We start from the raw sequence: 12,266 nt of genomic DNA, 5'->3' as shown, positions 1-12,266 counted from the left end.
ATCGTGCTCTCGGCGCACCACGAACGCCAGCCACCGATCCGGGACGGCGAAGGATTACTTCGCGCTCGCGAGGTCGGCGCAGCAGCGGAAGCCCGTCGAGTAGTCCCAATAACGCGCTTCATGCCGCGTCGTTACGTAGTCGCAGCCGTGCCCGTTGAGCCACGTGTCGACGTAGTAGCCGCCGCGGAAGGTGCCGTCGGGATCGGCGCTCCATTCGTGGAGGTTTCCAACCATGTCGAACACGGCCTCCGACGTCTTGCACTCCTTCTTGCTGCCGGCGGGGAGGAGCGAATCGGAGATCTGGTTGATGCACGGGTGCTCGAGCTTCGAGAACACGGAGAGGTCGCGCGACTCGAGGTACTGCATCGCGGGATGGGCGACGCGATGATCGTTGCATGTTCCACGCTTCTCGGCGTTGCCGTACGGGAACTGCACGCCCTTCGCGCCCTTGCAGGCGGCGACCCACTCGTCGTCCTTGCAGAGCCGCTTGCTCGCCGCCTTGCACGCCTCCGCCGACTGGAGCGCGGAGATGTACCCCTGCGGGACCGCGCCCGGCGCGCTCTTCGCCCGGATCTTCACGCCGGCCGGGTTGAAGTAGGGGCTCCACGTGTGCTCCGTGCCGTCCTCGAGCACCTCGACCACGTGCGCCTCCCACCGGTCGACGCACGCCGCGCGCCCCGGGATCTTCGCCATCCCCGCGGGGCAGCCGTCGAGACCCGCCGGCTCGCGGAGGTCCTTGCCCGCGTTCGGGCGCACGAACTCGTGCGGATCGCAGACCTTGCCCTTGCTCTCCCACTTGAAGGACGCGTTCTGCTTCGTGACGATCGCGTCGGCCTTCTCCTGCGAGCTCTTGCGCGCCTTCATGTGCGCGAGGGAGTAGACCGCACATCGCTTCGGGAGCTCGACGACGTAGAAGCGAAAGGGCTTCGGCCCCGGCTTCGTGTCGAAGCGCTCGAGCTGCCGCTCACCGCCGGACGCTTCGCACATCACCTCGCCCGACGGATCGTCGTGCGGGAGCTCGATCTTGATCGGCACGTGGAAGCGATGCGCGACCGGCTCGAACACGAAGCCGAGCGCGGTGCCGCGCGGCCACGACGAGAGCTCCGCGTCCGGAACGCGCGTGACCTTGATCGCGACCGGCGCCGCGACCGCGCCCTCGGGGATGACGATGCGCGCGCCGTCCCCCTCGATCGTGCCGCCTTCGAACCCCGGCGCGCTGCTCTTCGGCGCCCCGGCGTCCTCCGGCGACGGCGACGGCGACGGCGACGGCGACGCAGCGTCCGCCGCGACCGGCTCCGAAGGCCCCGGCGCGCCGGCGTCCGCGACGCTCGCCGATCGCGCGACGGGCTCGTGCCGGTTGCAGGCGGCGATCGAGAGAGCGACCGCCAGCGCGATCGACGCGCGCGGGACGTGCATCCCGCGACTATCGCACGTCAGGCCGCGCGGCGGATCGGCGTGCTGCCGGTCGGCGGGATCGACGGCGGCGGCCTCGACGGCTTGCCGTAGATCACGCGGAGGTTCGGGACGGTGGGCCGGCTCGGCGCCGGCGTCGGGTTCGAGCACACGAGCTTCAGCGTCGGACGCTGCGCCGCGATCGAGACGATGCGCGGCATGAACGTCGGCATCCGCGGCGGCGCCGGCAGCGCAGTGGGCATCGACGCCGGGCCGTTGCTCTCGCCATGTTTCGCTTCGTTCGCCGTCGTCTCGTCGCTCATGAAAGTTCCTCCGAACGACAGGCGCTCCTTCACCTTCCATGCCGGCGCGATCGTCAGCCGCGTGACGTTTCGAAGCGCGGCCGTACGTGCTCGCCCGCACCGCGAGCGTCACGTCGCCGTCGAAGCGTCATGCGGACGACGCCCTGGGGCTTGACCGCGCGGCGGACCAGCGGCAAAACCTCGGGAAACATGCTCTCCGACACCGTCAAGGCGCAGCTCGAAGACCTCATCAAGAAGAACAAGGTGCTGCTCTTCATGAAGGGCAACAAGCACTTTCCGCAGTGCGGGTTCTCCGCGCAAGTGGTCGGCATCCTCAAGGAGGTCGGCACGCCGTTCGAGACCGTGAACGTGCTGCAAGATCCCGGCGTACGCGACGGCATCAAGGAATACTCGAGCTGGCCCACGATCCCGCAGCTCTACATCGAGGGCGAGTTCGTCGGCGGCTGCGACATCGTCAAGGAGATGTACGCGTCGGGCGATCTCCAGAAGAAGCTCGGGGTGGAGGACAAGCCCGTCACGCCGCCGAAGGTCAGCATCGACGCCGGCGCGGCGAAGGCGATCAAGGACGCCGACGACGGCTCGGGCGACGTGCTCCGCCTCGTCATCTCCAACAACTGGCAATACGACCTCTCCTTCGACGCGAAGAAGCCGGGCGACGTCGAGGTCGAGGCCGGCGGGGTGAAGGTCTACTTCGATCGCATGAGCGCGAAGAAGGCCGACGGCCTCGCGATCCACTGGGTCGAGACGCCCGACGGCGGCGCGTTCCGCATCGACAACCCGAACGAGCCGCCGCGCGTGAAGGGCGTGTCCGCCGCCGAGGTGAAGAAGTGGCTCGACGCGGGCAAGGAGTTCGCGTTCTTCGACGTGCGCACCGACGAGGAGCTCCGCACCGCGAAGGTCGCCGCCGCGACGCACTACGAAGGCGAGAAGAGCCTCGCCGGCATCGCCAAGGATCACCCGATCGTCTTCATGTGCCACCACGGCATGCGCTCGCGCCAGGCCGCGGAGCGCATCCTCGGCAGCGGCTACAAGCAGGTCTACAACCTCGAAGGCGGCATCGACGCGTGGTCGCAGACCGTCGACGCCTCGGTGCCCAGGTACTGACCGATGAGCGAGATCAAGGACCAGATCAAGAGCGCGATCCTCGAGAAGATCCCGGACGGCCAGGTCGCCGTCGAGGCCGGCTCGGGCGGGCACTTCACGATCTCCGTCGTCTCGCCCGTCTTCGCGGGCAAGAACATGGTCGAGAGCCAGCGCCTCGTCTACGGCGCGATCGCGCACCTGATGAAGGGCGACGGCGCGCCGGTGCACGCCGTCGACAAGCTGACGACGAAGGCGCCGTAGCTTCAGAACGCGAAGGCGAACGCGAGCTCGGGGATCAGCATCGCGTGGACGCCGCGATCGTTCCCGATCAGCGCGAGCCCCTGCACGCCGAGCCCGACGAGCGCGTTCCTGCCCTTCCACACGTCGACGCCGAGCGCGCCGCCGAGCGCGAGATCGCCGCGCCCGCCGGACTGCGCGTAGCCGGCGCGGAGGCCGAGGAACGGATTGAAGAAGCGCCGCCGGCCGCCGCCGAGGAGATCGGAGTAGAGGTCCAGCGACGTGAGCGCGAGGTACACGTAGCGGCTGCCGGGCGGGCGACCGGTGAACGCCGAGCGCGCGACGCCGAAGTCGGCGCCCACCGAGCGGATCACGCCTGCCTCCGGGTGCCACGCGAGGCCGAGGCCGCCGCCGAGGTACCCGTGCCGCTCGGACTCGCCGCGCAGATCGAACGGCATGACGACGCGGAGCGACGGGTACAGCGCCGAGCGGGTGGCGAGCGGAAGGTCGTCCGCCGGCGACGTCGTGAAGAGCCGCACGCGGACCGTCGCGCGCGCGACGCGGTCCTGCATCCACGCGAGGTCGCCCTTCACCCGATCGATGCGCGCGCGGAGCCGCTCGAGCTCGCGCTCGATCGCGAGCACCTCCGGCACCGCGGCCGCCTTCGCGAGCAGCTCCTCGTAGCGACGCATCGCCGCCTCGAGGTTCGAGAGGAGCAGCTGCGCGTCGTGGTGCTCCTTCGTGATGTCCTTCACCTTCACCTCGCGCGTCCGGATCGCCCCGACGCCGCCGAGCTCCACCGCGATGCGCTCGTAGTCGCGCGCGGGGACGCGGATCTCGAGCGTCGTCTCCGAGCGCTGCTCGCGCGTCTCCGACTGGTCGAAGGTGATCGTGCCGCCGGCCTCGCGCACGCTCTCGCGGAGCTTCGCCGCCGCCGCCGTCACCGACTCGCACTCGATCGCGAACCGCGCGTCGATGTCGAGCATCTCGTGCGGGCGCGCGTTCGCCGCCGCCGGCAGCGACGCCGACGCGGACGCCGACCCGGCGCGCCGAGAAGACACCGTCGTGCTCTGCGCGTACACCTCCGCGACGAGCGGCTGGCTCGCGAAGGAGATCCCGTCCCGCGGACACGCCGACGGGTCGAGCTCGCAGATCCCTCCGCTGCCCCTGCTCTCCTCCTCGCTCGCCGGCGTCCGTGCCTGCGACGGCGCAGGCAGCGACGCCGTCCCCGCGCTCGTCGCGGGCGAAGTCGACGACGCACAACCACCAACGAAGACGAGACAAGCGAGCGCGGACCGACGCAACATGCGTCGATGGTACGCGCCTCAGCGCGTCTTCGGCTGCGGATGCACCGGCGCGGGCTTCGGCTTCGGAGCGATGAGCATCCGGCCCGCGACGTACCGATCCGGACGAGCCGGCGGCTCCTCGGTCGTGACGGGATGCACGTCCAGCTCCGGCGGCTGCAGCTGCTGCGGCGGCGGCTCGACGTAGACCGCCTCTATCTTGCCCATCACCCTGTCGTCCGCCGCGCGCTGTAGCGCCGCGAACGCGCCGAACGCGAGCGCGCCCGCACCGGCAACGCCGAGCGCGAGCTTCTTGCGCCGCTTCCGCGTCACGCCGACCGGGCAGTCGGACGTCATGATCGTCCCGTCCTCGCGGCGGTAGAAGCGGATGCAGAGCTCGCCCGCGGCCTCGGCCTGCGCGGCGATGAGCGCCTCCGCCTCGGCCTTCGGCATCGCGCTGATGTCGTAGACGTGCTTCTCGCACGAGAGGCAGAAGCGAACGCGCTCGTCGCCGAGCATCTCGTTCCAATTGGCGCTGCACGGCGACGCGACGGACACCTGATCGAGCGTCGGCAGCCGCCGCTTCGCGCCGCTCGCGAGCGTCTCGTCGATCGCGGCGAGCTCCTTCGCGATCTCGCTCTCGCGCGCGCTCATCCACTCGAGCTGCGCGCGCTGCTCCTTGAGCCGGTTCGTCTCTTGCTCCAGCGCCGCCTTGCGTTCGCGGAGGGCTTCGGTCTCGTTCCGGTACGGCGTGGTCACGAAGGCCTTCGACGTCGATGCTCGCGAAAAGTTCTGTAGGCTCCCCCCATGCTCGTCGCCCGCGGCCCCGCGATCGACGCCCTCACCGCCATGCTCGAGCGCGCGAGGTGGACGCGGCGGCCTCGTGCTCGTGCGGGGCGAGGCCGGCATCGGCAAGAGCGCCCTCCTCGCCGAGGCGATGAAACGCGCGGAACCAGTCGGCTTTTCCGTCCGCGCGTGGGAGCTCGGCGAGGCCCCAACGTACTTCCCGCTCCGCGCGTGCTTGAACCGCGCGCGCTACTCCGCGCTCGCGTACATCGAGGCGATCTCCTGCTTGTACTTCTCGTTCACGACCTTGCGCTTCACCTTCATCGTCGGGGTGAGCTCGCCGCCGTCGATGGTGAACTCGGTCGGGACGACGACGAACTTCTTGATCGTCTGGACGCGCGCGAGGCCCTTGTTCACCTCGTCGATCTGCTTCTGCAGGTGCGTCTTGAAGGTCTCGCACGTCGCGGCCTCGGCGATCGTCTTGGCCGGGCTCCCGCAGAGCGCGGCCTCGGTGAGGACACGCTCGGGGTCGAGCGTGACGAGCGCGGCGAGGTACTTCATGCGGTCGCCGACAACGACGGCCTGCCCCACGACCGGGATCGCCTTGAGGTGTCCTTCGAGCACCTGCGGCGCGATGTTCTCGCCGCCGGCGGTGATGAGGAGGTCCTTCTTGCGGTCGGTGATCTTGAGGAAGCCGTCTTTATCGATTTCGCCGATGTCGCCGGAGTGGAGCCAGCCGTCCGCGTCGAGCGCGTTCTTCGTCGCCTCCTCGTCCTTCAGGTAGCCCTTGAAGACGTGCTGGCCGCGCATGCAGATCTCGCCGTCCTCCGCGATCTTGAGCTCGGCGCCGGGGAGGACGATGCCGGTCTTGCCGGTGCGGTAGTCGTCGGGCGGCGAATACGTCGCGGGGCCGGTGCACTCGCTCATGCCGTACACCTCGAGGAGGGGGATGCCGAGCGAGAGGAAGAACTCGAGGGTGTCCTTCGAGATCGGCGCCGCGGAGGTGACGCAGATGCGGGCGCGATCGAGGCCGAGGCGCGCGCGGACCTTGTCGAAGACGAGCTTCTTCGCGATCGGGTACGTGAGCGGACGCGCCACGCCCTTCTGCTCGGCGTAGCCTGCGGCGAGGCCCACCTTCTTCGCCCACGCGACGATCTTCTTCTGCGCCGGCTTGGCCTGCGCGCCCGCCGCCATCATCTTCGCCTGGATCTTCTCCCAGACGCGCGGCACGCCGAGGAACGCGGTCGGCCGCACCTCCTGGAGCGCGTCGGGCAGCTTCTCGAGGCTCTCCGCGAAGTACACGAGCGTCCCCACCGCCATCGGGAGGTGAACCGTGAGGACCTGCTCGGCGATGTGGCTCAGCGGGAGGTAGCTGATCGACACCGTGGATTGGTCGAAGCCCATCGCCTCGACCGTCGCCGCCGACGTCCACGTCAGGTTGCGGTGCGTGATCATCACCGCCTTCGGCTCGCCGGTCGTGCCCGAGGTGTAGATGAGCGTCGCGACGTCATCGAGCTTCTGCGCCGCGAGGCGCGAGTCGAGCTCGGCCTCGGGCGTCTCGTCTCCGAGCTTCATGAACTCGTCCCACGAGAGGACCTCGAGCCGGCCGCGCTTCCGCTCCTTCGGCGCGCCGAGCATCTGCACCAGCACTTCGAGCTTCGGCATGTGCTCGGCCTGGTCGATGAATTTTTCGATCTGCTCCGGCGTGTCGCCGAACGCGATCTTCGCGTCGCAGTGCGCGGTGATGTAGCGGACCTGCTCCGGCGTGTTGGTCGTGTAGATGCCCGCCGGCATCGCGCCGGCGAGGATGGCGCCTACATCCGCCACCAGCCACTCGGGCGAGTTGTAGCCGATGATCGCGACGCCGCTCCCCTGCGCAATGCCGAGCTTGAGGAACGAACGCGCCGCTCTTCGCGCGTCCTTCTCGTAGGCGCTCCACGTCATCGTGCGCCACGCGCCGTCGCGTTTGACGCGCAACGCCGGGCGGTCGCCATAGCGCTTCGCGGTATCGAACAGGACCTCGTGGACCAGCTTTGCCGTCGCCATCGGACCGCCCATGGTACGTCAACTTGCTCCGACCGAAAGCCGGGCTCACACTATGAAGTGGAGGGTGAAGTTTTGAACCTCCCGACTTCGAACATCAAAGCAATTTTCGCCGCGGCATTTTTCACCATCGCGCTCGGTCCGACGGAAACGGCGCCCGACTTCGTCCCTGCGAGCGAGCCACCGCCGATCCCACTTCAGGAGCAGCCGCCTCCAAAGGAGATCGACCCCGTCGCCCCCAGCCCGTGCGGCGGCGACATGATCCTCGTCGACGGCGACGCGTGTCCCGACGCGGCGCAGGTGTGTCTGAAGTGGATCGATCCGCCGCCGTACTCGAACCTGCGCTGCGCCGAGTACGCGAAACCTGTAACATGCAAGGTTCCGCGCGTTCATCGCCGCTTCTGCATCGACCGCGAGGAGTACGTCCAGGACAAGGACAGCGAGCTCCCCCTCGTCGGCAAGAACTGGAACGAGGCGCAGGACATCTGCAAGGCGCGCGGCGCGCGGCTCTGCAAGGAGAGCGAGTGGGAGTTCGCGTGCGAGGGCGTCGACATGAGCCCGTACCCCTACGGCTGGAAGCGCGACTCGACGGTCTGCAACTTCGACAAGACGAACCTCGGCGGGCGGGAGGACAAGCTCCACGACCTCCGCGCGAAGGTCAGCGACTACCCCGACTGCAAGAGCCCCTTCGGCGTCCGCCACATGGTCGGCAACGTCGACGAGTGGGTCGAGCGCGAAGGCATGTCCGCCCCGAACCGCTCCGCCCTCCGCGGCGGCTGGTGGCTCCCCGGCCGCAACCGCTGCCGCGCCGCCACCACCGCCCACGCCGAAGACTACGCCGGCAAACAGGTCGGCTTCCGCTGCTGCAAGGAAGCCCCACCCCCCGACGCGCAGTGAGCAGAAGTCAGAGCAGGCGCTGGAGCTTGATCGTCTCGGCGGGCTCGCCGTCCTTGAGTGAGAAGTCGAGCTTGTACGAGTAGGGGCGCGTCTTGATCTCGCCCTGCGCGTCCATGTAGTGCTCGCTGCCCTCGATGAGGGCGGTCGACTCGTTCGGGACTTCGAACTTCGTGACGGAGAGGATGTTGAGGCCGAGGTCGTAGGTCTTCTCCTCCGGCCAGCTCATGATCGAGAGGAGGAGCTGCCCGCCGTTCATCGCGGGGTCGCCGCCCTTGCCGGTGTCGAAGAGGCGCACGATGGTGCCCTCCTTCGTCTCCTTCTGCTTCACCTCGAAGATGGAGGAGAAGAACTGGATCCCCTCCTCCGTCGAGGCCTTCACCGTCTCGGTGTGGCCCGCGCGCGTCACCGTGAGCGACTCCTGCACGTCGTTCGCGTTCATCGTGAGCTTCACGAGCGCCTCGAACGGGTGGCCACCCGTGATGTCGCCGTCCTCGCCGATGATGTCGTCGTACGTGCCGGTGAGCTTCAACGTGGTGTCGCCCACCATCTCGACGCCGGTGAGCTCCGAGATGTTGAGGCCGAGCTCGAAGACGCCGCCGCCGCCGTGATCGGGGCCGTACGCGGAGAGGAACAGGTGGTTGCCGTTGAGCGCCGGATCGCCGCCGCCGGCCTCGATGATCGAGAGGTCGATGCCCGCCTCGTTGTCGACGCCGCGCACGTTCCAGACGCCGTTGAGCCAGCCGAAGCGCGCCTCGGTCGTGGCCTTCACCTCGCGCGCCGCGGTGCGGACCTCCTGCTCGGCGGCGGTGGCCCCTGCGTCGTCGCCGCTGTTCGCGGCGCAGCCGAAGGCGGAGAGGGAGAGGACGGACGCGAGGACGAGGCTGGGGAGGAGCGAGATCTTCATGGTGACCTTCCGGGGCGTTTCGGGATGTGCCCGACCCAGCTGCATTCGGCATACCAACACCCACATCCACCCCTGTTGTAGCCTTAAACCGAAATCGTTCGGTTTTTCGCCTCGGAGCCGACGGATCAGGGATCGACGGCGGTGCCTTCAGGCGATCCGGGTGGCCCGATCGATCATCGCGTCGCGTGGCTGCGACACCGGTCGCCTCGTCAGGCGCGGAACTCGCCGAAGGCGGCGGCTTGTTTGCCGAGCGCCTCGACGCGCGCGGCTTCGTCGTCGCGGCCCGCCTTGCGGAGGAGGCCGGCGTAGGACTTCAGGTTCGACGGGCCGACGATCTCGCGATCGCGCTCGAGCGCGCGGACGACGTCGGACCAGCGCTCCTCCTTGATGAGGGAGACCACGTAGACCTCGAGACCCGCGCGGCGCGTGTCGACGTCGACGTTGCGGCCGAAGATGACCGGCTGGAGGAGCGCGATCGCGCGCTTCGTGTCGCCGCGGTTGAGCGCGCCGTAGCTCTCCTCGACCGCGCGCGCCGCCGGCTTCTCGTACGCCGGACCCGACGACGACGACGACGCGTTGCGGAACGCCTGCACGTTCTGGAACCCGAAGAGGGCCGCGAGATAGAGGAGCCACCACTGGTTACTCGTCGCCGCCCAGAGCCCCATCGCCACCGCGCAGACGATCGAGACCACACGCGCGATCGACTCGCCGCGCCTCGTCGCGAAGTGGCGGAAGAACGAGCGCATGATGTTGCCGCCGTCGAGCGGCAACATCGGGAACAGGTTGAAGATGCCCCAGCCGATGTTCACCACGAGCAGCTTGCCGAGCGCGAAGCCCGCGAGCGGCGCGGTCGGCTGGAAGCCGGCGAGCTGCACGCCGACGATGAGCGCCGCGAACACGAAGCCCGCGAGCGGGCCCGCGAAGCTGATCGCGATGCTCTTGCCCGTCGTCTCCGTCCAGCGGCCCTCGCCGAAGCTCGTGTGCCCGCCCATCCCGTGGAGCACGATCGCGGGGCGATAGCCGAACGCCATCCCCATCAACGCGTGCCCCATCTCGTGGACCACGATCGAGACGAGGACGACGCCGACCCAGACCGCGAGCCGCGCCGGATCGCGCTCGCTCAAGCCGAGCAGCAGCGTCATCAGGAAGAAGCGGCCCTGGATCTGGACGGGGATCTTCCCGATCTTGAAGTCCATCGCCGCCATCGCCGTCGCTCCTCGCTCAGACCACGATCTTCCGGATCTTCTCCGCGATCTGCGCGACCGGAGTGCTCTTCGGCAGGTACTGGCTCACCCCGATGACGAGCGCCTGCGTGACGTGCTGCGGCGAGTGCTGCGCCGACACGAACATGATCGGCACCTTCTTCATCACCGGGTTGTTGCGGAGGATCTTCGCGAGCGTGAAGCCGTCGACGCGCGGCATCGCCGTGTCCGAGACGATCATGCCGGGCGCGGCCATCGAGCTCGACATCTCGACCGCCTCCATGCCGTCCTTCGCCTCCATGACGTCGTACCAAGCCTCGAGCACGGTGCGGAGGCGGCTCCGCAGATCGGCGTCGGGGTGGACGATGAAGATCGTCTTCTTGCCCGGCCCCTTCGCGACCGCAGCGGACGGACGCGCGACGGCGCCGCCACCGAGCGCGTGCGCCTCGGCGGCGGCATCGCGAACGTTGTGCGGACGCGTCGACGGCGCGCCCCCCGGGCTCTGGGAGGTGGGCGGACGGACAGCCGGATTCGAGGGCGAGGATGGACGTTTAGGCTGGAAGCTCATGTGATCGGAACGCCTCCTACTATAGCACCGACCGCGTCATCCGGCGGTGGCCTCCGCCTCTTTCCGGCGCGCGACGCGACCGAGGATCGATGCGAAGAGGCGTCGCATGAAACGCGGACTGAGGGCATTCACCAGCAGGGCCAAGCTGATCAGGACCCCGGGCACGACCATCGCGCGGCCACGATCGAAGCCGCGGATCGTCGCGCGCGCGCAGCGGGCCGCGCTGATTTCCACGATCCCGGGCGCTCGCCTCCCGGTGTAGTTCCCGATCTGCTGCTCGAACTCGGTCGCGACCGGACCGGGCAGGACCTGGGTGACGACGACGCCCGTGCCGGCGAGGTCGGAGACCAGCGCCTCGGAGAGGCCCGTCACGTAGTGCTTCGTCGCGACGTACGCGGCGAACGAAGGCATCACCGCGACGCCGAAGCCGGAGCTGACGTTGATGACGCCGCCGCGCCCCTTCTCCACCATCGCGGGGAGGAGCGCGCGCGTGAGGATCGTGAGGCTCGTCACGTTCAGATCGATCATCGCGAGCAGCTTGTCGGGGTCCGCGCGATCGAAGGCGCCCATCATTCCAACGCCGGCGTTGTTCACGAGGACGTCGACCGCGAGCCCGCGCGCCGTGACCTCGGCGGGGAGCTTCTTCGCCGCGTCGCGGTCGGAGAGATCGCACGCGATGGTCTCGACCCGAAGCGACGGATGCGACTTCGTGAGCTCCTCCTTCAGCTCGTCGAGGCGCGCGAGGCGCCGCGCGACGAGGACGACACAATTCGCGCGCGGCGCGACGGCGCGCGCGATCTCCATCCCGATCCCGGACGACGCGCCCGTCACCAGCACCGTCCCGCCGTCGATCGCGCTCATGCGCCCCCCTCCTTCACGAGCCTCTTCACGAACGTCGCGATCGCGTCCGCCGCTTCGGCGAGCGCGTCACGCTCCGCTCTCTTCGGCACCTCGAGCGAGTGATCGCCGTCCTCGATCGCGACGACGCGCGCGTTCGCCCGCCGCCGCAGGTACTTCTTCAGGACCGCGGCGCCGCCGAACGCGTCGCGCGTGCCTTGCACGACGAGGAGCGGCAGATCGACGGAGAGGATCTCGGCGCGCGCCACGTCCGGCTTGCCCGGCGGATGGAGCGGATAGCCGACGCAGACCACGCCGTCGATGACGAGTCCCTCCTTCGCCCCCGCGACGCGCGTCGCGATGCGCCCGCCCATCGACTTTCCGCCGACGAAGAGCGGCGAGGTCTCGAGCCCCGTGCGCGCGCGCACCTTCGCGATCGCGGCGCGCCAGCACGTCTCGAGGAGCTCCACGCGATCGGGCGCCCTCCTGCCGGCCTCGGCGTAGAGGAAGTTGAACGTGACGACGTCGACGCCGCGCGCCGCGAGCTTCTTCGCGAGCCCCACCACGAACGGGTGCGTCCGCGGCGCGCCCGCGCCGTGCGCGAAGACGAGCGTCGCGCCGACGGGATCGGCCGCGCGGTACACCGCGCCGCTCGTCTTGCCGTGCGCGCCTACGTCGAACCTGAGCTCCGTGGTCCGAGCCACCGCCGCA

The 12,266-nt window shown here is 69.2% G+C and carries 13 protein-coding genes; 3 read left to right on the top strand and 10 right to left on the bottom strand.

The window, feature by feature from the left end:
* Positions 1 to 54: 54 nt before the first annotated feature.
* A complete protein-coding gene (locus KF837_28755; GenBank protein ID MBX3231349.1) occupies positions 55 to 1,416 on the bottom strand; it encodes an SUMF1/EgtB/PvdO family nonheme iron enzyme in 1,362 nt (453 codons plus the stop codon).
* A 17-nt stretch (positions 1,417 to 1,433) separates the two neighbouring features.
* Positions 1,434 to 1,715: a hypothetical protein gene (locus KF837_28750; protein ID MBX3231348.1), complete on the bottom strand. Its 282-nt coding sequence runs from the start codon at positions 1,713 to 1,715 to the stop codon at positions 1,434 to 1,436.
* Positions 1,716 to 1,904: 189 nt separating this feature from the next.
* Between KF837_28750 and grxD the strand changes: the two genes are divergently transcribed.
* Positions 1,905 to 2,819 (top strand): Grx4 family monothiol glutaredoxin, encoded by a 915-nt coding sequence (grxD, locus tag KF837_28745; protein MBX3231347.1) that lies wholly within the window; start codon positions 1,905 to 1,907, stop codon positions 2,817 to 2,819.
* Between the two features lie 3 nt (positions 2,820 to 2,822).
* The gene (locus KF837_28740) at positions 2,823 to 3,059 is read left to right on the top strand and encodes a BolA family transcriptional regulator (protein ID MBX3231346.1); all 237 of its coding nucleotides are present in this window, start codon (positions 2,823 to 2,825) and stop codon (positions 3,057 to 3,059) included.
* A gap of 2 nt (positions 3,060 to 3,061) precedes the next feature.
* Here KF837_28740 and KF837_28735 read toward each other — a convergent pair whose 3' ends face one another.
* The 3 genes from KF837_28735 to KF837_28725 all read right to left on the bottom strand — a co-directional run bounded on the left by KF837_28735 (position 3,062) and on the right by KF837_28725 (position 7,150).
* Positions 3,062 to 4,342, bottom strand: a complete 1,281-nt coding sequence (locus KF837_28735; protein ID MBX3231345.1) for a DUF4349 domain-containing protein — start codon at positions 4,340 to 4,342, stop codon at positions 3,062 to 3,064.
* Between the two features lie 18 nt (positions 4,343 to 4,360).
* Entirely contained in the window at positions 4,361 to 5,077 is a 717-nt protein-coding gene (locus KF837_28730; GenBank protein MBX3231344.1) for a hypothetical protein, read from the bottom strand.
* A gap of 276 nt (positions 5,078 to 5,353) precedes the next feature.
* Positions 5,354 to 7,150, bottom strand: coding sequence for an AMP-binding protein (locus KF837_28725; GenBank protein MBX3231343.1), 1,797 nt, complete (start codon positions 7,148 to 7,150; stop codon positions 5,354 to 5,356).
* 72 nt (positions 7,151 to 7,222) lie between these two features.
* Here KF837_28725 and KF837_28720 point away from each other — a divergent pair, with 72 nt between their 5' ends.
* Complete coding sequence (locus KF837_28720) at positions 7,223 to 8,044, top strand: SUMF1/EgtB/PvdO family nonheme iron enzyme (protein ID MBX3231342.1); 822 nt, start codon at positions 7,223 to 7,225, stop codon at positions 8,042 to 8,044.
* A 7-nt stretch (positions 8,045 to 8,051) separates the two neighbouring features.
* On the opposite strand, the gene KF837_28715 is transcribed toward KF837_28720, so the two are convergent.
* From KF837_28715 to KF837_28695, 5 genes are all read right to left on the bottom strand, one after another.
* Positions 8,052 to 8,948 (bottom strand): hypothetical protein, encoded by an 897-nt coding sequence (locus KF837_28715; protein ID MBX3231341.1) that lies wholly within the window; start codon positions 8,946 to 8,948, stop codon positions 8,052 to 8,054.
* 209 nt (positions 8,949 to 9,157) lie between these two features.
* Positions 9,158 to 10,153: a hypothetical protein gene (locus KF837_28710; protein MBX3231340.1), complete on the bottom strand. Its 996-nt coding sequence runs from the start codon at positions 10,151 to 10,153 to the stop codon at positions 9,158 to 9,160.
* Between the two features lie 16 nt (positions 10,154 to 10,169).
* Positions 10,170 to 10,718 carry a response regulator gene (locus KF837_28705; protein ID MBX3231339.1) on the bottom strand — a complete coding sequence of 183 codons (549 nt, stop codon included), beginning with the start codon at positions 10,716 to 10,718 and terminating at the stop codon, positions 10,170 to 10,172.
* A gap of 36 nt (positions 10,719 to 10,754) precedes the next feature.
* Entirely contained in the window at positions 10,755 to 11,579 is an 825-nt protein-coding gene (locus KF837_28700) for an SDR family oxidoreductase (GenBank protein MBX3231338.1), read from the bottom strand.
* Positions 11,576 to 12,259 (bottom strand): alpha/beta fold hydrolase, encoded by a 684-nt coding sequence (locus KF837_28695; protein ID MBX3231337.1) that lies wholly within the window; start codon positions 12,257 to 12,259, stop codon positions 11,576 to 11,578. Before KF837_28695 ends, KF837_28700 begins: the two co-directional genes overlap by 4 nt.
* Positions 12,260 to 12,266: the final 7 nt, after the last annotated feature.

Source organism: Labilithrix sp. (assembly GCA_019637155.1).
Taxonomy (GTDB): Bacteria; Myxococcota_A; Polyangia; order Polyangiales; family Polyangiaceae; genus Labilithrix.
This window is presented reverse-complemented; position numbering and strand designations above follow the sequence as displayed.